Raw genomic sequence first — 23,948 nt, forward strand, 5'->3', positions numbered from 1 at the left:
TCATTCAATCCTGAACGACACAACAGCCGTTGACCACGCGCACCCCCACCCCCCTGACCGCCCATTCCACCCGGCCCGCCGAGGGAGTCGCCATGCCCGAACAACGCGCCGCGCGAGACCTGTCCGCCGTCACGGACTTCCTGCTGTCCCGCGCCGCCGAGCTGCTGGCCGTGGCCCCGACCGCCCTGGACCGCCGGGCGCCGCTGCACCGCTACGGACTGGATTCCGGACGGTCGGTGGCCCTGGCCGCCGCGCTGTCCGAGTTCCTCGGCCGACAGGTGCCCGCCACCTGGCTCTGGCAGTACCCGACCGTGGACGAGCTGGCCCGCGCCCTGGTCGCGGGCCCGCGCGCCGCCGAAGCCGCCCCCGGCGACGAGCGCCGCCGGCCCGCCCAGGAGCCGGTCGCGATCGTGGGCATCGGCTGCCGGTTCCCCGGCGGGCCGGACCCGTCCGCGTTCTGGCGGCTGCTGGTCGAGGGCGGCGACGCGGTCGGACCGGTGCCCGCCGCCCGCCGCGAGCTGATGAACGACGCGGTGCGCTGGGGCGGGTTCATCGACGGCATCGACCGCTTCGACCCGCTGTTCTTCGGCATCTCGCCCCGAGAGGCCGTCCAGATGGACCCGCAGCAGCGGCTGGTCCTGGAACTGTGCTGGGAGGCCCTGGAGGACGCGGGCATCGCGCCGCACACCCTGCTCGGCAGCGACACCGGCGTCTTCATGGCCTCCTGCTGGGGCGACTACGCCGCGCTGGCCCACTACCGCGGCCCGGACGCCCAGATCACCCCGCACACCGCGACCGGCATGCACGACGGCATCATCGCCAACCGGGTCTCCTACGTCCTCGGCCTCCAGGGCCCCAGCATGGCCATCGACGCGGCCTGCGCCGGCTCGCTGGTCTCGGTGCACGTGGGCTGCCAGTCCATCCAGCTCGGCGAGAGCGACCTCGTGCTGGCCGGCGGGGTGAACCTGAGCTTCGTCTCCGACTACTACACCGCCATGGACGCGATGGGCGCGCTCGCCCCGGACGGCCGCTGCAAGTCCTTCGACGCCCGCGCCAACGGCTACGTCCGGGGCGAGGGCGCCGGGGTGGTGGTGCTCGCCCCGCTGAGCGTCGCCCTCGAACGCGACCTGCCGGTGTACTGCCTGATCAAGGGCAGCTCCTCCAACAACGACGGCCTGAGCAACGGCATGACGGCGCCCAACCCGCTGGCGCAGGAGAAGATGCTGCGCACCGCGTACCGGCGGGCCGGCATCGCCCCGCACCTGGTGGACTACATCGAGTGCCACGGCTCCGCGACGCCGCTCGGCGACCCGATCGAGGCCAACGCCATCGGCGCCGTCCTCGGCGGCGACCGCACCGAGCCGCTGCGGCTGGGCTCGGTCAAGTCCAACGTCGGGCACCTGGAGGCGGCGGCCGGCATCGTCGGGCTGGTCAAGCTGGCGATGTCGATGCGCAACGGCGTGCTGCCGCCGAGCCTGCACTTCAGCGCGCCCAACCCGCAGATCATGTTCGACGAGTACAACCTGACCGTCCAGGACCGGCTGACGCCCTGGCCGCGGCGCTCGGACGCCCGCCGGGGCGGCGTCAGTTCCTTCGGCTTCGGCGGCGCGATCTGCCACGTCGCCGTGGAGGAACTGCCGCGCCCGGAGAGCTCGCTGCTGCTGCTGGCCGCCGACTCCCCGGAGCAGCTGGCCGAACGGGCCCACGCGCTGCGCGACGCCACCGACCTGCGCGCGCTCTGCCGCCGCACCCCCGGCGAGGGCCCGTTCCGGCTCGCGGCCGCCGCCCACGACCTGGCCGAACTCCGCTCCCAGCTGGACGCCTTCGGCAGCGGCGCGAAGGCCGACGGGCTGAGCGTCGGGGAGGCCGTCGGGCGCCGGCCGCGGGTGGCCTTCCTGTTCTCCGGCAACGGCTCGCAGTGGGTCGGCATGGGCCGCCAACTGCTGGCCGGGCTGCCGGTGTTCCGCCGCTCGATGATGCGCTCCGACCGGCGGATGCGGGAGCTGCTGGGCTTCTCGCTGGTCGACCAGCTGCTGTCGCCGGACGGCCGGCTGGACGACATGGACGTCTTCCAGCCGCTGCTGTTCTCGCTCCAGGTCGCGCTGGCCGAGGCCTGGCGCGCGCTGGGGGTGGAGCCGGACGTCGTGGTCGGGCAGAGCGTCGGCGAGTTCGCCGCCGCCCACGTCGCCGGGGCGCTGGACTTCGCGGACGCCTCCCGGCTGGCCGCCCACCACGGCCGCCTGCTCCAGCAGTTGGCGGTCGGGCGGGGCGAGGGCATCGTGGTGATGACCGCCGCCGAGGAGGTCGAGCCGTACCTGACCGGCGGGCTCACGCTGTCCGGCCGCAACGGGCTGCGTTCCACCCTGGTCACCGGCACCCCGCAGGAGATCGACGGCCTGGTCCGGCGGCTGACCGACCTGGGCGTCACCAACCACCGGGTGCGGATGGGCCACGCCCCGCACTCCCCGCTGGTCGACCACGTCCTCGCCCCTTTGAAGGCCGAACTCGACGGCATCCGGCCCCGGACGGCCCGGATCCCGATGATCTCCACGGTCACCGGCGAGGCCGTCGACGGCGCCGAACTCGGCCCGGACTACTGGGCGGACAACCTGCGCCGGGAGATCCGGATCGTCGACGCCCTGACCGGGCTGCGCGACCACGACGTGGACGCGGTGGTCGAGCTCAGCCCGCACCCGCTGCTGCTCAAGTCGGTCTCGGAGATCCTCCCCGCGACCACCCTGCCCTCCATGCGCCGCGGCGCCGACGAGGCCGCCACCCTGCTCGGCTCACTCGGCGCCCTGTACACCGCCGGACTGCCCGTCCCCGCCCACCCGTTCCTGGCCGGCGACCGGGGCCGGCACACCGCGCCGAGCCCCGGCGACCGTGCCCCCGACGAGCAGCTGCACCTGGTGCCGGTCACCGCCCGTACGGCCGACGCGCTGGCCGACACCTGCCGCGAGCTGTCCAACCACGTGGAGCGCGACCCGGGCCTGCGGGTCTCCGACCTCGCCTACACCCTGGCCGCCCGGCGCACCCACCACGGCCACCGGGTCGCGCTGTTCGCCCGCAACCGGCAGGACGTCCTGGACGGCCTGGCCCGGGTCGCGGCCGGCCGCCCGCACCCCGACGTGGTCACCGGCAGCGTCTCCGGCAACGCCGACCGCCGGGTGGCGCTGGTGTTCTCCGGCGGCGGCACCCAGTGGGTCGGCATGGGCCGCGAACTGCTGCGCTCCCACGCCGGGTTCCGGAGCCGGATGCGGGCCTGCGACGCCGCCGTGCGCGCGGCCGGCGGCTGCTCGGTGCTGGAGCAGCTGGCCGCGCCGGCCGAGGAGGCCCGGTACGAGGAGATGGACTTCCAGCAGCCGGTGCTGTTCGCCCTCCAGGTCTCGCTGGCGCAGGTCTGGCTCGACCTGGGCATCGAGCCGACCGCCGTGGTCGGGCACAGCCTGGGCGAGGTCGCGGCCGCCTGCGTGGCCGGCGCGCTGTCGCTGGAGGACGCCGCCCGGGTCGTGGTCACCCGCTCGCACCTGCTCGAACGCAAGGCCGCCGCGGGCGCGATGATCTCGGTCGACCTGCCGGAGGCGGAGCTGCTGCCCCGGCTCGCCCGGTACGCCGCGCACGCGGCCGTCGCCGTGGTCAACAGCCCCACCAGCGCGGCCGTCTCGGGCTCGCCGGAGGCCGTCGACGCCCTGGCGGCCGAGCTGGAGCGGGACGGCGTCTCGGTCCGCCGGATCCGGGTGGAGCGCCCGGTGCACAGCCCCGGGATGGACCCGCTGCTCCCGCCGCTGCGGGAGGGCATCGAGGGCATCACCGCGCTGCCGCCGGTCATCGACTTCCACTCCACGGCACTGGCCGACACCGTCAACCCGGCCACCGACGTGGAGTACTGGGTGCACAACCTGCGCAACCAGGTCCGGTTCGCCGAGACCGTCGGGGCGCTGGTGGACCGGGGTGTCGACACCTTCATCGAGATCGGCCCGCACGAGACGCTGCGCGGCGCGGTGGAGGAGATCGCCCTGACCCGGGGCGCCCGGGTGCACGCCGTCAACTCGCTGCGGCGCGAGGAGAGCGACCTGCGCTGCCTGCTGGGCGCCGCCGCCTCGCTGTACGTCCGGGGCCTGCCGCTGACCTTCGACCCGCTGTTCGGCGACGACGTCGAGCTGGTGGAGACCCCGCTGGTGCAGTGGCAGAAGGAGCGCCACTGGATCGACACCGAGCCGACGGCGCCGCGGGCGCCGGCCCCGGCCGCCGAGCCGACCGCCGCGACGACGACGGTGGCGACGGTGGCGCCCGAGGCCCGGCCGGTCGAACGGGAGGCGAGCCGGCCGGTGGCCGAGGTCGTCCTCGCCGAACTCGCCGACGCCCTGGGCGTGCCGGTGAGCGGCTTCGACACCGAGGCCTGCCTGCGGGACTTCGGCCTCGACTCGATGCTGGGGATCCGGCTGGTCAACCGGATGCAGTCGCTGTTCGGGCACCGGGTGTCGCCGGTGGTGTTCCTGGACGGCCGGTCGATCTCCGAGGTGGTCGGGCACTTCGTCGAGCTCACCTCCGGAGCGCCCGCCCCCGCCGCGGCCCCCGCCGCGACCCCGGCCCCGGCCCCGGCCCCGGCCGCCACGCCCGCTCCCCCGCCGCGGGCCGAGCCGGACCACGCCTTCCTCGCCGAGCTGTCCGAGCTGGACGCCGAGGAACTGCTGGACGAACTGGACGCCCGCGGCCTGCTGGAGGCCGACGACTCCCCCGCCCTGGAGCAGCTTCGCGCCGAGGGCCTCGGCCTGCAGCTGGCACCGGCCTCGCACGGCCAGGCCTCGCTGTGGTTCATGCAGATGGTCTCGCCGGACGCCGTGCCCTACAACTTCATGGTCACCGCCCGGATCCGCACGGCCGTCGACGACCAGGCCCTGGAGCGCGCCGTCCGGGCCGTGCTGACCCGCCACCCCGCGCTGCGCACCCTGTTCGTGGAGGCCGGCGGCCGGCCGTACCAGGTCGTGCTGGACGAGCCGGTGTACGAGTACCTGGTGGTGGACGGCTCCGGGCTGGACGACGAGCAGGCCCGCGAGGAGCTGGCCCGGCACGGGCACCGGCCGCTGGACCTGGACAACGGGCCGCTGGTGCGGGTCGTCCTGCTGAACCGCGGGCCGGCCGACCACTACCTGCTGGTGCTGGTCCACCACATCGCCTCGGACGCGGCCTCGGCCGACGTGATGATCCGCGAACTCCAGGAGTACTACCAGGGCGCCGGCCCGGCCGCCGACGCGCCCGCCGCCCCGTACACCGAGTTCGTCGCCTGGGAGCGGCAGTGGCTGGCCGGGCCGGCCGCCGAGGCGGCGCTGGACTGGTGGTCGGAGAAGCTGGCCGACCCGCCCGCCCACCTCGACCTGTCCGCCAAGGAGCGGCCGCCGGGCGTCACCTACGAGGGCCGCGACCTGGCGTTCCGCTGGAGCGCCGAGGAGACCCGTCTACTGCGGGAGTTCGCGGTGCGCGAGGGCGTGTCGATCAGCACCGTCGTCCTGGCCGGGTTCTTCGCCACCCTCAACCGCGCGGTCGGCACCGAGGACGCCGTCCTGGCCACCGCGATCGCCCAACGCTCCGAACCCGGCTGGGAGTCGGCGATCGGCTACTACCTCAACACCGTGCTGGTCCGGGCCAACCCGGCCGCCGACCGCAGCTTCCGCGAGCTGCTGCGCGAGGTCCACGCCTTCTCGCTCGGCCTGCTGGAGCACATGAACTACCCCCTGGACCTGCTGGCCTCCCAGCTGAAGCCGCCGCGGGCCGAGGGCCGCTCCCCGTGGTTCGACGTGGTGGTGAACTGGCTGTCCTCGGACGCCTTCCCCCGCTCCGTCAAGCTCTTCCACGGCGTCGGCGAAACCCTCACCCCGGACGGCCCGCTGCCCCTCGAACCGCTCCAGGTGCGCCGGCACCTCGCCAAGTTCGACCTGGAGATCTCGATGGCCGACATCGACGGCGAGGTGGCCGGCCACGTCCAGTTCAAACCGAGCTACCTGGAAAGGCAGACCGTGACCGCACTGCTCGCGCTGTACCGCAGCGTGCTCTTCGACTCGATCGCCCGACCCGACCTGGCCCTGGGCGCCGTCGCGCCGGCCGGCCTGCCCGAGGAGACCGACCGGTGACCGACACCCTGCACTCCGCCTTCGTCGAACTGGCCGCCAAGAGCCCCGACGCGACCGCCGTGTACGCCGAGACCGGCGTCCTCAGCTACGGCGAACTCGACCAGCGCTCAAGGGCGTTGGCCGAACGGCTGACCGCCGCCGGCGCCGGTCCGGGCGTCCCGGTCGGCATCTGCGTCGAGCGCACCCCGGACCTGCTGGTCGGCATCCTGGCCGCCCTGCGCAGCGGCTCCTGCTACCTGCCGCTGGACCCGAACTACCCCGCCGACCGGCTGACCTTCATGGTCCAGGACAGCGGCACCCGGCTGCTGCTCACCACGCCCGCCTCCCGGGCCAGTTGCCCGCCCGGCCCGACCGTCCTGGTACTCGACGGCGGCGGGAGCGGCGGGAGCGGCGGGAGCGGCGGGACCATCGAACCCGGCGCGAAGCCCGTCCCGGTCGTGCCCGAGGACACCGCGTACGTCATCTACACCTCGGGCTCCACCGGCCGCCCCAAGGGCGTGGCGGTGCGGCACGGCGGCGCCGTGGCGATGCTCGCCGCGATGGACCGCGTCCTGGAGGGCTGCGACCTGAGCGGGGTCGCGGCGGCCAGCTCGGTCTGCTTCGACATGTCGGTGATGGAGATCTTCAACGCGCTCTGCCGGGGCGGCGCCGTGGTGCTGGTGGAGAGCGCCGTGCACCTGCCGGAGAGCCGGTACGCCGACCGGATCACCCACCTCAACGTCGTCCCCTCGGTGATGAACGGCCTGCTCGACGCCGGGGCCCTGCCGCCCGGGCTCCGCTCAGTGGTCTTCGGCGGCGAGGCGCTGCGCCGCAAGCTGGTCGACCGCACCTACCGGGAGACCGGCGCCACCCGGGTGTTCAACGCCTACGGCCCCACCGAGGGCACCGTGTTCTGCTCCTTCGGGCCCGTCCCCGAGGACTCCGCCGAGGAGCCGACGCTCGGCCCGCCCACCGAGGGCACCCGGCTGCACGTGCTGGACGAGCAGCTGCGGCCGCTCCCGGCCGGTACGCCCGGCGAGCTGTACCTCGGCGGCGCCGGCCTGGCCCACGGCTACGTCAACCGGCCGCGCACCACCGCCGAGCGCTTCGTCCCGGACCCGTTCACGCCCGGCGAGCGGCTGTACCGCACCGGCGACCTGGTCGAGTTCACCGACGACGGCGAACTGCGCTTCCACGGCCGCAGCGACCACCAGGTCAAGCTGCGCGGCTACCGGATCGAACTGGAGGAGGTCGAGGCCCGGCTGACCGGCTGCCCCGAGGTCCGGGAGGCCGCCGCCGTCGTCCGGGGCAACCGGCTGGTCGGCTACCTGGTGCCGGCCGGCGACGGCCCCGCCCCCGACGGCCCCCGGCTGGACGCCGCGCTGCAGAGCGCCGTCACCGCCCGGCTCGCCACCGAACTGCCGGACTACATGGTCCCCGCGACCCTGGTGGTCCTGCCCGCCCTGCCGCTCGGCCCGGGCGGCAAGCTCGACCGCAACGCGCTCCCCGAGCCGCCGGCCGCCGACACCGGCGGGCCGCGGACCGCCCCGAGCACGCCCACCGAGGTCGCGCTCGCCGAGATCTGGGGCCAGCTGCTCGACCTCGATCCGGCCGGCATCGACGTCCAGTCCGCCTTCTACGACCTCGGCGGCGACTCGCTGCTGCTGATCCGGCTGGCCCGGCTGATGACCCGGCGCTTCGACCGGCGGGTCCGGGTGCCCGACCTCTTCAGCTTCCGCGACATCGCCTCGCTGGCCCGGTGGCTCGACGACGACAGCGGCGACACCCCCGAGGTGGTCCAGTCCGCCCGCCGGCGCGCCGGCGCCCGCCGCGCCGCGCTGCGCGGCCGCTCCGCCGACGACCGCTGAGCCGCGCCCCCACCCCCGACGAAGAACGAGGCAGGAGCCCCCTCATGACCGACCGCCCCGAGCAGGACTACGACCCGGGCGACGTGGCCGTCATCGGCATGTCGCTGCGGGCCCCCGGCGCCCGTACCAAGGAGCAGTTCTGGGACAACCTCGTCCACGGCCGGGAGTCCGTCAGCTTCCTGGCCAAGGACGACATCCACGTCGACGAGACCCTGATCCACAGTCCGTTCTACGTCCGGGCCTGCGGCGTGCTGGACACGTACGACAAGTTCGACCCCTCGGTGTTCGGCATCAGCGACCGGATGGCCGCCGCGATGACCCCGGAGAACCGGCTGTTCCTGGAGAGCGCCTGGGAGTCGCTGGAGGACGGCGGCTACGACCCGGACCGGCTCCAGGCCGAGATCGGCATGTACGGCGCCAACAACCCGCAGACCGCCGCGCTCTACAGCTCCCCGCCGGACCGGGTGTCGGTCGGCCCCGAGGCGATCGAGGCCAGCCTGGCGTGGTCCCCGGACACCATGACCTCCAACGCCCTCTACTACATGGGGCTCACCGGCGAGGCCGTCACGGTGGCCGCGGTCTGCGCGGGCTTCCACTACTCGGTGCACCTGGCCTGCCAGTCGCTGCTGCTCGGCCAGACCGACCTGGCCATCGCCGGTGGCGCGATGGTGCGCCTGCCGCACCCGCGCGGCCACCTGTGGGAGGAGAACCGGATCCTGTCGAAGGACGGCCACTGCCGCCCGTTCGACGCCAACGGCACCGGCACCGCGCTGTCCAGCGGCGTCGTCACCGTGCTGCTGAAGCCGCTCAGCCACGCCGTCGCCGACCGCGACCACATCTACGCCGTGGTCAAGGGCTCGGCCGTCAACAACAACGGCGTCAGCGCGATGGCCTACGGCCTGGCCCAGCCCGAGCGACTGAGCGCCTGCATCGCCGCCGCCATGGAGGTCGGCGGGGTCACCCCCGACACGGTGGGCATGTACGAGGCCAACGGCCTGGGCCTGCCGGTGACCGACGAGCTGGAGGTGCACGCCGCGACCATGGCCTTCGGCAAGCAGACCGCCACCACCTCGATCGGCGGCGTCAAGGGCAACGTGGGCCACGGCGGCGTGGTCTCCGGCGGCTTCGGGGCGATCAAGGCGGCGCTGGCGCTCTACCACAAGCAGCTCCCGGCGACGATCAACCTCACCGAGGTCAACCCCGACCTCGACCTCCCCGGCACCCCCTTCGTGCCGCAGCTCGAAGGCGCGGACTGGGAGCCGGAGTCCGGCATCCGCCGCGCGGGCATCACCTCGATCGGCGGCGGCGGCTACAACGCCCACCTGCTACTGGAGGAGCCGCCCGCCCCCGCCGGGCGGGCCCCCGAGGAGCCGGGCCGGCCCCGGCTGGCCACCCTGTCCGCCCTGGACGACGAGGCGCTGGCCCGTCAGCGCGCCCGGCTCCGCGAGCGTCTGGAGGCCGACCCCGGCCTGCGGCTGGACGACGTCTGCTACAGCCTCAACCTCGGCCGCAAGGTGATGCCCCGGCGCTGGGCGGCCGTGGTCCGCAGCCGCGCCGAGCTGATCGCCGCGCTGTCCGAGGAGGCGGGCGGCCCGGCCGCCGCCACGACCGCCACCGCCACGCCCGTCGACACCGGCGCCTTCACCCGCACCGACCAGGGGCTGGTGCCGGCCGGCCGGGACGCCCGGGCGCTGACCGACCTGGCCGCCGCCTGGGTGACCGGCCGGCAGGTGGACTTCGCCGCCCTGCACCGCGGCGAGACCAGCCACCGGGTGCCGCTGCCCACCTACCCGTTCCGGCCGCGCCGGTTCTGGCGCACGGACTGGTGACCATGAACGCACCGGCCCCGACACCGACACCGGCCCCGGCCCCGGCCCCGACCCCGACCCCGGCCACCGTGGACCTGGGCGACCCGGCCACCTTCGCCGGCCATGACCTCGACGCCTTCTGGCGCACCCTGCGGGACACCGCGCCACTGCACTGGAACCCCCCGGTGGACGGCCGCCGCGGCTTCTGGGTGCTCACCCGGCACGAGGACATCATGGCCACCTACCGGGACGACGCGAACTTCACCTCCGAGCGCGGCAACGTGCTGGTCACCCTGCTGGAGGGCGGCGACGCCGGGGCCGGCCGGATGCTCGCCGTCACCGACGGCCACCGCCACCACGAACTCCGCAAGATCCTCCAACGGGTGCTCTCCCCAAGGGTGTTGGACGAGGTCGCGAAGACCGTCCGGGCCAACACCCGGCGGTGGATCCGCGAGGCCGTGGAGTCCGGCGGCTGCGACTTCGCCGAACGGATCGCCGCCCGGATCCCGATGACCACCATCTCCAACCTGCTCGGCGTCCCCGAACAGGACCAGGACTACCTGCTCGGCCTCACCAAGGCGGCGCTCTCCGCGGACCACGAGTCGATCGACGAGGTCGACTCCGAGATGGCCCGCAACGAGATCCTGATGTACTTCATGGACCTCGTCGAGGAGCGCCGCGAAGCCCCCGGCGAGGACGTCATCAGCATGCTGATCGCCAGCTCCGTCGACGGCGTGCCGCTGACCGACGAGGACGTGGTGCTCAACTGCTACAGCCTGATCATCGGCGGCGACGAAACCAGCCGGCTGACGATGATCGACTGCGTCCGCACCCTCGCCGCCCGCCCCGAGCAGTGGCAGCGGCTCAAGCGGCGCGAGGTCGCGGTGGAGACCGCCGTGGACGAGGTGCTGCGCTGGGCCTCGCCCACCATGCACTTCGGGCGCAGCGTCCGCCGGGAGACCGAACTGCACGGCGTACGGCTGCGGCCGGGCGAGATCGTCACGCTCTGGCACGCCTCCGGCAACCGCGACGAGCGGGTCTTCGCCCGGCCCGGGGAGTTCGACCTCGGCCGCACCCCCAACAAGCACCTGGCCTTCGGCTACGGCCCGCACTTCTGCGTCGGCTCCTACCTGGCCAAGGTGGAGATCGCCGAACTGCTCACCGCCCTACGGGACTTCACCACCGGTTTCGAGCAGACCGAACCGGCCCGGCGGATCCGCTCCAACTTCCTGACCGGGTTCTCCACCATGCCGGTGCGGTTCGAGCCCGACCGCGCCGGACTGGAAGGAGCCGGGTGACGACCTGACACCGACCGAGACCCGACCAGCCAGCGCAGGAGTACGGATGAACATCTACCTATCGGGACAAGGGGCGTTCGCGGTGCAGGTCGCGGAAGCCCTGCTGGACAGCGGACACAAGATCGTCGGCGCGGCCGCCCCCCGGCTGCGCAAGGGGCAGTCCGACGAGGCCAACGCGATGTGCTGGGACCGGCTGCGCTCCTGGGCGTACCCCCGGGACATTCCCTGGACCGACTCGGCCGAACTGCGCGCCCGGCACGTGCCCGACGGGGTGGACATCATCCTCGCCGCGCACTCCCACGCCTTCCTCGGCCGGGAGACCCGCGCCCGGGCCGCCGTCGCCACCATCGGCTACCACCCCAGCCTGCTGCCGCTGCACCGCGGCCGGGACGCCATCCGGTGGACGGTGCGCGACGGCGACAAGGTGACCGGTGGCAGTGTCTACCACCTCACCGAACGCACCGACGCCGGTCCGATCGCCGCCCAGCAGCACCTGTTCGTCCCGCCGGGTTCGACCGCCCAGAGCCTGTGGCGCGACCACCTGGCGCCGCTCGGGGTGCGGCTGCTCCTCAAGGTGGTCACCGACCTCGCCGCGGACCGGCGGATCGAAGTCCCCCAGGACGAGTCGCTGGCGACCTGGGAGCCCGCGATGGGCGCGCCCCCGCTGTTCAAGCCCGAACTCATCGCCCTGCCCGGCACGGCCAGGGTCGACGGCAGCAAGTGGGCCCTCCACGAGCACTGAGCGCCGCCGCCCCGCGTCCTCCCGGTGGATTCCCCGGGAGGACGCGGGGCCCCGGCGTGCCCGGGCACCGTCACCGGGCACCGTCACCGGGCGGCCGACGGGCGGCCGGGCAGCAGCAGGCAGAGCGGGACGGCGACCGCGGTGAGCCCCACCGACCACCCGAAGGCCTGGTCGAAGCCCGCCGCCAGGGCGGCCGGGGTGCGGGCGTCGCCGCTGCCGTGCTGGAGGAGGACGGCGAGCACCGCGATGCCCACCGAGCCGCCGATCTGCTGGGCGACCCGGGTGATGATGCTGGCGTCCGGGATCTGCGCCCGCTCCAGCCCGACGTAGGCCGCGCCCAGCGCGAGCCCGCGCACGAACAGCGCCGCCATCAGCGGCACCGCACCGGTCTCGGCGGTGACGAAGGCGAACGGCACGGTGGACGCGGCGACCAGCGTGAAGGCCCCGAGGGCGACCCGGCGCGGCCCGATCCGGTCGGTGTACCGGCCCGCCAGCCCGCGGGCGAACAGCGCCCCGACGCCCTGCGGGACGAGCAGCAGCCCGGCGCCGCCGAGGCCGGTCCGGCCGTCGATCCGGGAGAGGCCGTAGACGAGCAGGGCGCAGCCCGGGGAGAGCAGCAGCAGTCCGACGGCGTCCAGCGGGGTGCGGGGCTCACCGGGCGCGGGCCGGTCCTCGGGCAGGTTGCGCCCGGCGAGCCAGAGGCCGGCCAGGCAGAACGGGATGTTGACCAGGAACAGCCAGCGCCAGTCGGCCAGGTGGAGGATGGCGCCGCCGAGGACCGGCCCGAGGATCGGGCCGAGCGCGGTGGGCACGGTGATGATCGCCATCACCTTGCGACGAACTGGTCCGCGCCGCCCTCGTCCACGCCCTCCGCCGGGCCCGCCTCGACACCCCCGACACCGGCAGCCTGCGCGGGGACGTGCTCACCCTGATGCGGGAGATCAACTCCACCCGGGCGCAGTTCATCACCGTGATGAACCTGCACCTCGCCGACCACCACCAGCAGACCGGCACCGCCCCCGGCGAACTGCGCGACCCCCTCGTCACCGGCCGCGCGGAAGCCCTCGACACCCTCTACGCCCGCGCCGCCGCCCGCGGCGAGGTCGACCCGGACCGCCTCACCGCCCGCCTCAAGTCCCTCCCCTTCGACCTGCTGCGCCACGAGATCCTCACCACCTACGCCCCGGTGCCCGACGCCGTCCTGGAGGAGATCGTCGACTCCCTCTTCCTCCCACTGCTGCGCTGAGGAGCTCCTCCCGCTACTGCGCCGAGGCGCCAGGGCGGCCCGGGCACCGCAGCCGTCCGGCCCGTGCCGGCTGATTCGGTACCGGCTTTCCGGGCACCCGCCTGATCGTCCATCCGCAGCCGCCTCGGAAGGGGAGCGAACCATGACCACGCGTGACCACCACGGGACCGAGCCGGACGAACCGGCGCAGGAGCGGTCCGCCGAGGAGCGTTCGATCACGTCGCCCACCCCGGCCGACGTCCGGGAGAAGGCGGAGGGGCCGGTCGGGGACCGGGAGCGGTCCGCCGAGGAGCGCTCGATCACCGCCCCCACCCCGGCGGACGTCCGGCGCCGGGCCGAGACCCACGACGACGACCCGGAGCCGCCCGCAGCGGACGCGGTGGCGCCCTGACGGCAGTCCGGCGCAACCGGCACGGGCCGGCCAGGAGGATCCTCCTGGCCGGCCCGACCCGCGTGCGAGCGACTGCCGGTCAGTAGTAGTGACGCCGTCCGCCGACAGCGTGCCCGAGGGTGCCGGCGACCCACAGGACGAGGCCGATGGCGACCAGGATGATCCCGATGGTCCACAGGATCGGGAACCCGATGACGAAGCCGACGATGAGCAGGATGACGCCCAGGATGATCACGGTGTCTCCCTAGGGTGATGGGGACGGTGGCCGAGAAGGCCGACCGCGGCACGCTCGGCGCGGAGCCGGCCCGGGTGGCGGAGCCGTCACGTCCTCCGCCGTACCCATGAACCGCGTCTACCGCTGTCCGGGCCCGGCAAACCCCGACCGGCCCTCCGTCCTCAAAGGCGGGGAGCCGGGGAACCGGGGTCGCCGGTGAACAGGGCACGGCGCTCCGCCGCCGTCAGACCGCCCCGGACGCCGTACGGCTCCCGCACCGCGAGCGCGTGCCGACGGCAGTCCACCCGTGCCTCGCAGCCCGCGCAGAGGGCCTTCGCCGCCTCCTCCCGCGCCGTCGCGGCGGCGCCGTGCTCGGCGGCGGGGAGGAACAGCGGCCCGTGGTCGGCGCCGCGGCAGGCCGCCGTCGGCGCGGGGCGCCAGCGGCGCTCGGGTGCTTCGGGCAGGCGGGAGAGGTCGGCCACGGCGGATCCTTCCGGTCGGGGTGGTTGCCCCGTTCGTCTAACCCCGTCCCGCCCGTTCATGCCCGCCGGCCCGACCGAGAGCGTCCGTCTGCGCCCGTCAGCGCCGGTCAGCGGCGGTCAGCGGCCGTCAGCGGCGGTGCCGACCCCGGCGGCGGACGGCCGGGGCCGGCCCCCGCGCCGGGAGGAACAGCCGGGCCGCCTCCCGCCCCAGGTTGACACCGACGGCGAGGGCCATCGCGGTGGCCGTGGCGTGCCCCAGGCCGCTGAGTCCGGCCTCGGGCTCGCCGCGGACGAAGGCGAGCAGCCCGAAGTACAGCACCGACCCGGGCAGCAGCGCCCCCAGGGCGGCGGTGACGAACGGCAGCACCGAACTGCCCCGGTACCGGGCCATCAGCTGGCCGGACAGGCCCACCAGCACCGCGGCGAGGCCGTTGGCCATGATCGGCTCCGCGCCGGCGCCGACCAGCACCGAGTACGTCGTCCAGCCCGTCGCGCTGTTGGCCAGGACGGCCGGCAGGGTGGCCGGCTCGGTGTTGAGCAGCACCGCGAAGGCCAGCGCCAGCAGGACCGCCGCGGCCAGCTGGAGCGGCGGGTTGGCGGGCGCCGCCGGGCCGCTCTGGGCGGCCAGGTCGGCGCCGTTGTTGACCCCGATGTAGAGCACGGTCATCACCCCGACGACCACGCCCGCCAGCAGGTAGAGCACCTCCAGCAGCCGGGCCGCGGCGGTGAGGTAGAAGCCCGCGAGGCCGTCCTGCACGGCCGCCACCATCGGCCAGCCGGGCAGCAGCGCGTACAGTCCGCCGGTGATCACCACCGAGCCGCGCAGGTGCAGTTGGTTGAAGGACATCAGCATGCCGACCACCGCGGCCGGGGTCGCGGCCGCGGCGATCCGGTAGAACTCCGGCAGGTCGTGCCGCTCGACCAGGGCGGCCAGCAGGGCGCCCGCCATCGTGGTGATCACGGCGCTCACGAACACCAGCCAGGCCCGGGCGTCGGCCCGGCCGCCGACCAGCAGGGTGGCGGCGCCGGCCAGCAGGCCGGAGGAGAGCACCAGCACCCAGGCCGGGTAGTGGCGGCAGTGCCGACGCACGGCCCGCAGCCGCCGGTGGGCGTCGTCCACGGCGACCCCGCCCGCGGTGATCTCGGTGACCAGCCGGAACAGCGCCGCGAGGCCCGCGTAGTCCCCGGCGGGGCGGCGCACGAAGCGCTCGGCCGTCACCGGCGGCTCGCCGTGGCCGGGCTGGTAGGAGATCGCCACCCGGGTGAAGGTCACCTGGGGCTCGCAGGGACGGGCCCGGTAGGTCCGCGCCACGGCGAGCATCGCCGCCTCGACGTCCTCGGCGGCCTCGCCGCAGGCCAGCATCAACTCGCCCACCAGCAGCGCCAGGCCGAGCACGGCGGCCACCTCACCGGGGGCCGGCCCGTCCGCGCCGCCGTCGTCCTCCTCGCCGTGGTCGGCCGGCGCGTGGGCGGTGGTGGGGGTGCGCAGCAGCGGCAGCATCTGCTCGGGCCAGCGGACCGCGCCGCCCGCCCCGGGGCGGGCGGGGGCCGGATCGGCCGCGCCCGGTCTTCCCTGGGGCGGTACCCGTCGGCCCTCCGGGCCTTCGGTCCCGGCCCGCGCGCCGCTCTCCTCGTGTTCCGGCATCGTCGCTCCCTGCATCACCCCCCACTCGGCTACTCTCGGCACCCATCCGACTACCCGCCGACACCGATTCGTGAACGTCAGGCCCGGAGCGCGGACGGGTCGTTCGCGCCCTGGCACGGTTGTCGGTGCGGTTGCCGATGCGGTTGCCCGGGGGGCCGGTGCGGTTGCCCGGGGGGCCGGTGCGGTTGCCCGGGGGCCGGTGCGGTTGCCCGGGAGGCCGGTGCGGTTGCCCGGGGAGACCGGCCGCAGGCGGATCAGGCGGGCACGGGGCCGTCCTGGAGCACCCGGGCCACGATCGCGACGGCGGCCGTCACGTCCTCGGCGCTCACACCGTGGTGGACCACCAGGCGGATCCGGCCGTGGCCGAACTCGGTGGCGGCCACGCCGCGGCGGGCCAGCGAGTCCAGGAAGGTGCGCCAGGTGAAGCGCTCGTCGGTGACCTCGAAGATGACGATGTTGGTCGCGACGGTGTCGACGTCCAGCCGCACGCCGGGGAGCACGGCCAGCCCCTCGGCCAGCCGCCGGGCGTTGGCGTGGTCCTCGGCCAGCCGCCCCCGGGTGTCCAGGGCGACCAGGGCGGCGGCGGCCAGCAGGCCGGACTGGCGCATCCCGCCGCCGAGCATCTTGCGCAGCCGGCGGACCTTCTCGACGAACTCCGCGCTGCCGGCCGCCATCGAGCCGACCGGCGCGCCGAGGCCCTTGGAGAGGCAGAACTGCACCGAGTCGACGTGCGCGGTGATCTCCGCGACCTCCACCCCGGCGGCGATCGCCGCGTTGACCACCCGGGCGCCGTCCAGGTGCACCGCGACACCCCGCGCGTCGGCGAAGCGGCGCACCTCGGCCAGGTAGTCGAGCGGCAGCACCGCGCCGCCGCAGCGATTGTGGGTGTTCTCCAGGCAGATCAGCGAGGGCAGCGCGAACTGGGGGTCGTCCGGGTCGTCCGGGAAGGCGGCGGCGAGGTCGGCGAGCGCGATGGTGCCGTCGGCCCGGTTCGGCACCGGCTCGTAGACGACTCCGCCGCAGACGGCGGCGCCGCCCGCCTCGTACAGCCAGATGTCGCTCTCGGCGCCGACCACGGCCTTGGTGCCGCGCGGGGCGTGGGCCATGATCGAGGCCAGGTTGGCCATGGTGCCGCTCGGGAAGAAGCAGGCCGCCTCCTTGCCGGTCAGCTCGGCGGAGCGGCGTTCCAGCTCGTTGACGGTCGGGTCCTCGCCGTAGACGTCGTCGCCGAGCGGCGCCCCGGTCATCGCGGTGAGCATCGCGGGCGTCGGCAGGGTGAAGGTGTCACTGCGCAGCTCGATCACGGCGGGAAGGCCCTCTCGTTCCAGGACGGTACGGTCACGGATCCCCACGCGCGCGAAACCCTGCCCGGGTCGGCTCCTGATGGAAAGTCAGTGAATGGAGTTCGGATAGCCGGTGACGAACTCATTTGCCGAGTCGCCGACTTGGGTGCGGCCATGCCCCCACCTCGAACGCTTCGGATGCTATTCAGCGTGCCGATCCGCCGTCAAGGGTGATCTCGACGCCCTCGCCGGAACAACACCAACTCATCGGGATTGATCGTCAGTTCATTCTTTTGCTTGCACAGCCGGTGGGCAGCTCCTACTGTCATGGAGTGATCAGGAGTCGCGGCAGCGTGCTGCCCTGAGCACCGCCATCGGTCGGCCTGACTCGGCGTCGACCCAGACAAGGCCCATCCCCAAAAGGGAGAGAGCAGGGAAGTCCGTGGGTGAGCGGCAACGGTCCGGCGTGATCGCCGGGACCGGTATCGTCGACGTGGCCGGAATCGGCTTCGGCCCCTCGAATCTGGCCCTCGCGGCCGCCATCGCGGAGACCGCCGACGGCGCCCCGGTGACCGCGCGCTTCTTCGAGGCGCAGCCGCGCTTCGGCTGGCACCGGGGCATGCTGATCGAGGGCGCGACCATGCAGGTCTCGTACCTCAAGGACCTGGTGACCATGCGGAATCCGCGCAGTCCGTACTCCTTCCTGTGCTACCTGCAGGCGAAGGACCGGCTCGCGGACTTCATCAACACCAAGTCCGCCTATCCGCTGCGGGTGGAGTTCCACGACTACCTGGAATGGGTCGCGGAGAGCTTCGCGGACGTCGTCTCCTACGGATCGCGGGTGGTGGCGGTCGAGCCGGTCACCGGCGAGGACGGGATCGAGTTCCTGGACGTGGTCTTCGTCGCGGCCGACGGCACCCGGCAGGTCCAGCGCGCCCGCCACCTGGTGATGGCCCCCGGGATCGAGCCCCGGATGCCCGCCGACCTGCCCGCCTCGGCCCGGATCTGGCACACCTCCGCGTTCCTGCCGGAGGTCGAGCGGATCGCGCCGCAGGACCCGCGCTCCTTCGTGGTGCTGGGGTCCGGCCAGAGCGCGGCGGAGGCGATCGAGCACCTGCACGCGCGCTTCCCGCAGGCCGAGGTGCACTCGGTGCACTCCCGGTACGGCTTCAGCGTCGCCGACGACAGCCCGTTCGCCAACCAGGTGTTCAATCCCGAGGCGGTGGACCGTTTCCACACCGCGCCGGACGACGTCCGGCAGCGTCTGGTCGATTATCACGCCAGTACCAACTACTCGGTGGTGGACGCCGATCTGCTGAACTCGCTGTTCCGGCAGGCGTATCTGGAAAAGGTGGCCGGAAAGCCCCGGCTGCATTTCCACAACGTCTCGCGGATCCGCGAAGTCGCGGAAACTCCGGATGGTCTGCGGGTCGACGTCGAATCGCTGTCCGCCGGCACCAGCACCGTCATCGAGGCGCAGGCACTGGTGTGCGCGACCGGGTACACCCGCACCGATCCGGCGGTCTTCCTGGACGGCCTGCTGCCGCACTGCCGGTTCGACGACCAGGGCCGGCTGCGGCTCGACCGGGAGCACCGGGTGGTGACCGACGACAGCGTGCGGTGCGGGATCTACGTCCAGGGCTTCGGCGAGCACAGCCACGGGCTCTCCGAGACCCTGCTGTCCCTCACCGCCGTCCGGGCCGGGGAGATCGGCGACATGCTCGTCAAGGCACTGACCGGCTGAGAGGGAGAAGGACGAGTGTTCACGCCGAAGCTCTACCAGGTGGACGGGGACGACTGGCCGCTGCGGGTCGTCGAGCGGCACCCGCTCGCGGTGCTCACCAGCAACGGGAACCCGACGCCCAACGCGACCCACATCCCGGTGATCGTGCCGCCCGACGCCGCCGTCGGCAGCCCGCTGCTCGGGATGCGCCTGTGGACCCACATGACCCGGGCGAACCCGCACTTCCGGCAGCTGGTCGCGGACGGCGGCGGCCCGGCCAAGCTGGTCTTCCACGGCCCCAACGGCTATGTCACGCCGACCCTCTACTCGGCCGCGATGGTCTCCCCCACCTGGAACTACGTGGCGGTCCACCTGGAGGGCACGGTGGAACTGGCCGGGGACGACGAGACCCTGACCATCGTCCACACCACCGCGCAGACGCTGGAGGACCGCTTCGGGGACAAGATGCCGCTAGCCCCGTCGCTGGAGTACCACCGGCAGATCGTGGGCGCGGTCGGCGGCATCCACTTCACCGTGACCAAGGTCGAGGCCATGTTCAAGCTGAGCCAGGAGAAGGACGCCGAGGTGCGGCAGCGGGTGATCGACCGGTTCGCCGACAGCGGCTCCGGGCTGCACCGGGAGGTGGCCGACACCATGCGGGCGCTGCGACTGGGCACCGAGGCCGGCTGAGCCCGTGACACCGGAACGCCGGTGGCCCGGGGCGGTACCACCCGCCCCGGGCCTCCGGCGTCGCCGTACTAGGAGGGGCCGGTGGCGCGCCGCAGGCTCAGCGGGCGCATGTCCGTCCACACCTCCGACACGTGCTCCAGGCACTCCTCGCGGGTCCCCGCGAACCCCTCGGCCCGCCAGCCGGCCGGGATGTCCCGCTCGGCCGGCCAGACGGAGTACTGCTCCTCGTCGTTGAGGACGACCAGGTGCCGGCGGTCGTCTTCGAGCTCGCTCATGTGCGTTTCCTTCCGATGGGACCTAGTGGGCGATGGGACCCAGGTGGTGATGGGACCTAGTTGGCCGGGTAGCCGGGCAGGGGGAACTTGGCCGCCAGTTCGGCGACTTGGGAGGAGACCGCGTACCGGACGTCGTCCGCCAGCAGGTAGCTGCGCGGCCCGAGCGGGGTGACGGCGGACAGCACGGTGTCGATCAGTTCGGCGCAGCGCGCCGCCTCGGGCCCGGCCATCCCCCGGTGGGCGGCGCTGTTGGAGCCGAGCCGCACGCCGCCGCCGACCAGCGGCGGGGAGGTGTCGCCGGGCACCCGGTTCTTGTTGACCACGATCCCGCAGTCCTCCAGCGCCTCCTCGGCCACCAGGCCGCTGAGGCCGCGGGCCCGCAGGTCCACCAGGACGGTGTGGTTGTCCGTCCCGCCGGAGACGATCGGGTAGCCCCGCCGCGCGAGTTCGGCCGCCATGCCGCGGGAGAAGTCGACGATCCGCCCGGTGGTGGCCGCGAAGCCCGGGGTCGCCACGATGGCCAGTGCGCGGGCCTTGGCCGCGATGGCGTTGAGCGCCGGGGCGCCCTGGTAGTACGGGAAGATCGCCCGCTGGAGGAAGCCGGCGAGGTCGCCGCTGCCCTTGGGCGCCGGGGCGTCGTGGTCCCGGCCGGCCAGGATCAGGCCGCCGCGCGGGCCGAACAGCTGCTTGTGGGTGCAGGCGGTGGTGATGTGGGCGTGGTCGACCGGGCTGGGGTGCAGGCCGGTGGCGACCAGCCCGGCGACGTGCGAGATGTCGGCCATCAGGTAGGCGCCGACCTCGTCGGCGATGGCCCGGAACCGGGCGAAGTCGACGATCCGGCTGTAGGCCGTCGCCCCGCAGATGATCACCCGGGGGCGGTGCTCCCGGGCCAGCGCGGCCACCTGGTCGTAGTCGATCAGCCCGTCGGCGTCCAGCCCGTAGCCGACGGCGTCGAAGTACTGCCCGGCGTACGCGGCCGGGCTGCCGTGGGTCAGGTGGCCGCCCTCGGCCAGGTTCATCCCCAGCAGGGTGTCCCCCGGGTCCAGCAGGGCGGACAGCACCGCGTAGTTGGCGGTGGTCGCCGAGTGGGCCTGGACGTTGGCGTAGCGGGCGCCGAACACGCTCAGGGCGCGCTCGATCGCCAGACTCTCGATGTCGTCGATGACGCCGCAGCCCGCGTGGTAGCGGCGGCCCGGGTAGCCCTCCGCGGTCACGTTCACCGCGGTGGACGCCTGCGCCGCCAGCACCGAGGGGTCGACCACGCTGGAGGAGGCCACCAGGGAGAGGGTGGCGTTCTGCCGGGCCTGCTCGCGGGCGAGCACCCGGTGCAGCTCCGGGTCGTCGGCGGCGAGCCGCTCGGCGCCCGCGAGCAGCAGGTCGCGCACGGTGTCCTCGGAGTCGTCGGTCTCCTCGGCGTCCTCCGGGGCGCGGCCGGGGGCGGGTGGAACTGACATGGGATCGTCCTTCGTCAGAGTGGCCGGGCGAGTTCGCGTGCCAACTCGGCCACGGTGGGGAAGTCGAACAGGGTCCAGACGTCGAGGTCCACTCCGAGCGCGGCCCGAATCCGGGTCGCCAGCTTCACGGCGGCCAGCGAGTGGCCGCCCAGTTCGAAGTAGTCCTCGTGGCGGCCGACCTCGGCGACGCCCAGCGACTGGGCGAACAGCGCGCGCAGGGTCGGCTCCAGGCCGGCCTCGGCGTTCCCGGCGTCCCCGGCGTCGTCGGCGTTCCCGGCGTTCCCGGCGTCGTCGGCGTTCCCGGCGTTCCCGGCGTCGTCGGCGGGGGCCTGGGCCTGATCGGCGGGCCGGGCGAGCCCGGCCAGGGCACGGCGGTCGAGCTTGCCGTTGGTCGAGGTGGGCAGGGCGGCGAGTTCAGTGAACTGCTTCGGCACCATGTAGCCGGGCAGCTGCCGGGCGAGCGCGGAGCGGCACCCCTCCGGGTCGAGGGCGCCCGGCTCGACGGGCACCACGAAGGCGGCCAGCCGCCGGGCGCCGTCCTCGCCGACCGGGAGCACCGCGGCCTGCGCGACGCCGGGCAGAGCCCGCAACACGGTCTCGATCTCGCCGAGTTCGATCCGGTAGCCGCTGATCTTGACCTGGTCGTCCAGCCGCCCGAGGTACTCGATCTGCCCGTCGGTGCGGTGCCGGGCGAGGTCGCCGGTCCGGTAGAGCCGACCGCCGGGGGTGAAGGGGTCGGCGACGAACCGCTCCCGGGTCAGCTCCGGCTGCCGGTGGTAGCCGAGGGCGACCTGCACCCCGCCGATGCACAGCTCGCCGACCACGCCGACCGGCACCGGTTCCAGCCGCTCGTCCAGGACGTACAGCCCGGTGTTGGCGATCGGCCGCCCGATCGGCACGTCGCGCCCGGCGAACTCCCGGGTGGCCTGCCAGTGCGAGACCTCGATGGAGGCCTCGGTCGGCCCGTAGAGGTTGTGCAGTTCGCAGTCCAGCCGCTCGAAGAAGGCCCGGACGGTCGGCGGGGCGAGCGCCTCGCCGCTGGCGAACACCAGGCGCAGTCCGGCGCAGTGCTCGGGCAGTTCGTCCTCTTCGAGGAAGGCGTCCAGCATGGACGGCACGAAGTGGACGACGGTGATGCCCCGCTCCCGGATGGTCCGCTTGAGGTAGCGGGTGTCCCGGTGGCCGCCCGGGCGGGCGACCACCAGGCAGGCGCCGGAGACCAGCGGCCAGAGGAACTCCCAGGCGGAGACGTCGAATCCGAACGGGGTCTTCTGCAGCACCCGGTCGGCGGGGGTGAGCGCGAACCGCTCCTGGCGCCAGTGGACGGTGTTGAAGACGCCCGCGTGGCGGTTGAGCACGCCCTTGGGGCGGCCGGTGGAGCCCGAGGTGTAGATCAGGTAGACCGGGGTGTCGCCGGTGATCTCCGGGCGCCCGGGCTCCGCCCCGGCCGGCTCCTCGACCGGCTCCTCGACGGCCTGATGGACCGTCATGGCCGTGACGTCCGGGAAGGCGTGGAGGTCCTCGGGGCGGCACAGCACCGTACCGGCGCCGGAGTCCTCGACCAGGTAGCGGATCCGGTCGGCGGGCAGCTCGGGGTCGAGCGGCAGGTACGCCAGCCCGGCCTTGAGCACCCCGAGGATCGCCACCACCAGCTCGATCGAGCGCTCCAGGTGGATCCCGACGAAGCCGGAGCGCTGGGCGGACAGCAGCCGGCGGCTCACCAGGCCCGCCCGCCGGTCGAGTTCGGCGTAGCTGAGCACCTCGCCCTCGCACTCGACGGCGGGCGCGGACGGCGTCGCCCGGGCCTGCTCCTCGAAGGCGGCCACCACGGTGGAGTCGGGGTACGGCGCCCCGGTTCCGTTCCACTCCGCGAGGACCCGCCGGCGTTCCGCCGCCGAGCCGAACCGGGCCCGTCGGGCCGGGCCGTCGGGGTCGGCGACCAGCGCTTCCAGCAGCCGGGCGGCGTGTGCCAGCACGCGTTCGGCGGTGGCGTCGTCGAGCAGCGCCGGGTCGTACGCGGCTTCCAACGCGGCGCCCGGGCCGTCGGCGCGCAGCCGTACGGTCAGCGGGGCGTCCGACTCCCCTGCGGCCTCGTCCGGTTGTGCGCCGGGGTCACCTGTTGCCTCGGCCGGCTGTGCGCCGAGGTCCCGCCAGATCCGGCGCAGGCTCGTGTCGTCCGCGACCGTGATCCGGGCCTCGCCGGGGCCGTCGGGACCGTCAGGGCCACCGAGGCCACCGCGGCCACCGAGACCGTCGGGACCGTCGGGACCGTCGGGACCGTCGGGCCGCTCCAGCGTGACCACCACGTCGTCCTGGCCGCGGTAGTGGTGCAGCAGCACCGCGAGCACGGCCGCCAGCCCGGCGTCCGGACCGGCACCCAACTCCCCCGCCAGATCGAGGAATCGCGCCAGCACCGGCGCCGGGACCGGATGCGTACGCGAACCGCCGCGGCTGACCGGCCGGTCGGCGGGCCACCGGTCGCACGGCAGCCGGACCAGGCCCACGGCCGCCGTGGTGACGGGACCGCCGGCAGGGTGTGGGCCGGTCATTGGGGACTCCTGGGAGTGAGCATGCACCGGACAGGTTCTGGATCAAGGGATACCTCACCCGCCGAGGGATGACAACCAACTTCCGTTCCCCCCGGAGTTTTCCGGCCCTCCACCCGGAAGGATCTTCCGCAGAGTGCGCATCGCTGACAGACTGGCCCGTGATCGCCCGCGGT

The 23,948-nt window shown here is 74.0% G+C and carries 15 protein-coding genes and 2 pseudogenes; 9 read left to right on the forward strand and 8 right to left on the reverse strand.

Annotated features, from left to right (window positions below):
- Window positions 1–92: 92 nt before the first annotated feature.
- The 5 genes from ACZ47G_RS06025 to ACZ47G_RS06045 are packed head-to-tail and all read left to right on the forward strand — an operon-like array spanning window position 93 to window position 11,823.
- Complete coding sequence (locus tag ACZ47G_RS06025; RefSeq protein WP_465740249.1) at window positions 93–6,128, forward strand: acyltransferase domain-containing protein; 6,036 nt, start codon at window positions 93–95, stop codon at window positions 6,126–6,128.
- Window positions 6,125–7,975: a non-ribosomal peptide synthetase gene (locus tag ACZ47G_RS06030; RefSeq protein WP_465740250.1), complete on the forward strand. Its 1,851-nt coding sequence runs from the start codon at window positions 6,125–6,127 to the stop codon at window positions 7,973–7,975. The genes ACZ47G_RS06025 and ACZ47G_RS06030 overlap by 4 nt, the downstream gene beginning before the upstream one ends.
- 44 nt (window positions 7,976–8,019) lie before the next feature.
- Window positions 8,020–9,804: a beta-ketoacyl synthase N-terminal-like domain-containing protein gene (locus tag ACZ47G_RS06035; RefSeq protein ID WP_465740251.1), complete on the forward strand. Its 1,785-nt coding sequence runs from the start codon at window positions 8,020–8,022 to the stop codon at window positions 9,802–9,804.
- A 2-nt stretch (window positions 9,805–9,806) separates the two neighbouring features.
- A complete protein-coding gene (locus tag ACZ47G_RS06040) occupies window positions 9,807–11,081 on the forward strand; it encodes a cytochrome P450 (RefSeq protein WP_465740252.1) in 1,275 nt (424 codons plus the stop codon).
- 46 nt (window positions 11,082–11,127) lie between these two features.
- Window positions 11,128–11,823, forward strand: a complete 696-nt coding sequence (locus ACZ47G_RS06045; protein WP_380462685.1) for a formyltransferase family protein — start codon at window positions 11,128–11,130, stop codon at window positions 11,821–11,823.
- Window positions 11,824–11,906: 83 nt separating this feature from the next.
- On the opposite strand, the pseudogene ACZ47G_RS06050 reads toward ACZ47G_RS06045, so the two are convergent.
- Window positions 11,907–12,656, reverse strand: a pseudogene (locus ACZ47G_RS06050) (MFS transporter); the annotation flags it as partial.
- Window positions 12,657–12,658: 2 nt separating this feature from the next.
- Between ACZ47G_RS06050 and ACZ47G_RS06055 the strand changes: the two are divergent.
- Both ACZ47G_RS06055 and ACZ47G_RS06060 read left to right on the forward strand, forming a co-directional pair.
- Window positions 12,659–13,069: pseudogene (locus tag ACZ47G_RS06055) on the forward strand (TetR-like C-terminal domain-containing protein); the annotation flags it as partial.
- A gap of 142 nt (window positions 13,070–13,211) precedes the next feature.
- Window positions 13,212–13,460 carry a hypothetical protein gene (locus tag ACZ47G_RS06060; protein WP_465740253.1) on the forward strand — a complete coding sequence of 83 codons (249 nt, stop codon included), beginning with the start codon at window positions 13,212–13,214 and terminating at the stop codon, window positions 13,458–13,460.
- A gap of 79 nt (window positions 13,461–13,539) precedes the next feature.
- Here the strand turns inward: ACZ47G_RS06060 and ACZ47G_RS06065 are convergent, their stop codons facing one another.
- From ACZ47G_RS06065 to ltaE, 4 genes are all read right to left on the reverse strand, one after another.
- A complete protein-coding gene (locus ACZ47G_RS06065; RefSeq protein WP_465740254.1) occupies window positions 13,540–13,695 on the reverse strand; it encodes a DUF6131 family protein in 156 nt (51 codons plus the stop codon).
- Window positions 13,696–13,856: 161 nt separating this feature from the next.
- Window positions 13,857–14,156: a WhiB family transcriptional regulator gene (locus tag ACZ47G_RS06070; protein ID WP_465740255.1), complete on the reverse strand. Its 300-nt coding sequence runs from the start codon at window positions 14,154–14,156 to the stop codon at window positions 13,857–13,859.
- Window positions 14,157–14,283: 127 nt separating this feature from the next.
- Window positions 14,284–15,801: a threonine/serine exporter family protein gene (locus ACZ47G_RS06075; RefSeq protein ID WP_465740256.1), complete on the reverse strand. Its 1,518-nt coding sequence runs from the start codon at window positions 15,799–15,801 to the stop codon at window positions 14,284–14,286.
- A 254-nt stretch (window positions 15,802–16,055) separates the two neighbouring features.
- A complete protein-coding gene (ltaE, locus tag ACZ47G_RS06080) occupies window positions 16,056–17,153 on the reverse strand; it encodes a low-specificity L-threonine aldolase (protein ID WP_465740257.1) in 1,098 nt (365 codons plus the stop codon).
- Window positions 17,154–17,526: 373 nt separating this feature from the next.
- Between ltaE and ACZ47G_RS06085 the strand changes: the two genes are divergently transcribed.
- Together ACZ47G_RS06085 and ACZ47G_RS06090 are read left to right on the forward strand one after the other, a co-directional pair.
- Window positions 17,527–18,828: a lysine N(6)-hydroxylase/L-ornithine N(5)-oxygenase family protein gene (locus ACZ47G_RS06085; protein WP_465740258.1), complete on the forward strand. Its 1,302-nt coding sequence runs from the start codon at window positions 17,527–17,529 to the stop codon at window positions 18,826–18,828.
- Between the two features lie 15 nt (window positions 18,829–18,843).
- Window positions 18,844–19,497, forward strand: a complete 654-nt coding sequence (locus ACZ47G_RS06090) for an FMN-binding negative transcriptional regulator (protein ID WP_465740259.1) — start codon at window positions 18,844–18,846, stop codon at window positions 19,495–19,497.
- A 68-nt stretch (window positions 19,498–19,565) separates the two neighbouring features.
- On the opposite strand, the gene ACZ47G_RS06095 is transcribed toward ACZ47G_RS06090, so the two are convergent.
- The 3 genes from ACZ47G_RS06095 to ACZ47G_RS06105 are packed head-to-tail and all read right to left on the reverse strand — an operon-like array spanning window position 19,566 to window position 23,775.
- Complete coding sequence (locus ACZ47G_RS06095) at window positions 19,566–19,772, reverse strand: MbtH family protein (RefSeq protein ID WP_465740260.1); 207 nt, start codon at window positions 19,770–19,772, stop codon at window positions 19,566–19,568.
- A gap of 56 nt (window positions 19,773–19,828) precedes the next feature.
- A complete protein-coding gene (locus tag ACZ47G_RS06100) occupies window positions 19,829–21,226 on the reverse strand; it encodes a serine hydroxymethyltransferase (RefSeq protein WP_465740261.1) in 1,398 nt (465 codons plus the stop codon).
- 14 nt (window positions 21,227–21,240) lie between these two features.
- Window positions 21,241–23,775 (reverse strand): non-ribosomal peptide synthetase, encoded by a 2,535-nt coding sequence (locus ACZ47G_RS06105; protein WP_465740262.1) that lies wholly within the window; start codon window positions 23,773–23,775, stop codon window positions 21,241–21,243.
- Window positions 23,776–23,948 lie beyond the last annotated feature (173 nt).

It is taken from the genome of Kitasatospora sp. NPDC030952 (genome assembly GCF_055571335.1).

What these genes read in the sequence shown, in the direction of transcription:
- ACZ47G_RS06035 (WP_465740251.1), top strand. Translation starts at nt 8,020, where the DNA reads ATGACCGACCGCCCCGAGCAGGACTACGACCCGGGCGACGTGGCCGTC.
- ACZ47G_RS06040 (WP_465740252.1), top strand. Translation starts at nt 9,807, where the DNA reads ATGAACGCACCGGCCCCGACACCGACACCGGCCCCGGCCCCGGCCCCG.
- ACZ47G_RS06060 (WP_465740253.1), top strand. Translation starts at nt 13,212, where the DNA reads ATGACCACGCGTGACCACCACGGGACCGAGCCGGACGAACCGGCGCAG.
- ACZ47G_RS06105 (WP_465740262.1), bottom strand. Translation starts at nt 23,775, where the DNA reads ATGACCGGCCCACACCCTGCCGGCGGTCCCGTCACCACGGCGGCCGTG.
- ACZ47G_RS06045 (WP_380462685.1), top strand. Translation starts at nt 11,128, where the DNA reads ATGAACATCTACCTATCGGGACAAGGGGCGTTCGCGGTGCAGGTCGCG.
- ACZ47G_RS06100 (WP_465740261.1), bottom strand. Translation starts at nt 21,226, where the DNA reads ATGTCAGTTCCACCCGCCCCCGGCCGCGCCCCGGAGGACGCCGAGGAG.
- ACZ47G_RS06075 (WP_465740256.1), bottom strand. Translation starts at nt 15,801, where the DNA reads ATGCCGGAACACGAGGAGAGCGGCGCGCGGGCCGGGACCGAAGGCCCG.
- ACZ47G_RS06025 (WP_465740249.1), top strand. Translation starts at nt 93, where the DNA reads ATGCCCGAACAACGCGCCGCGCGAGACCTGTCCGCCGTCACGGACTTC.
- ACZ47G_RS06095 (WP_465740260.1), bottom strand. Translation starts at nt 19,772, where the DNA reads ATGAGCGAGCTCGAAGACGACCGCCGGCACCTGGTCGTCCTCAACGAC.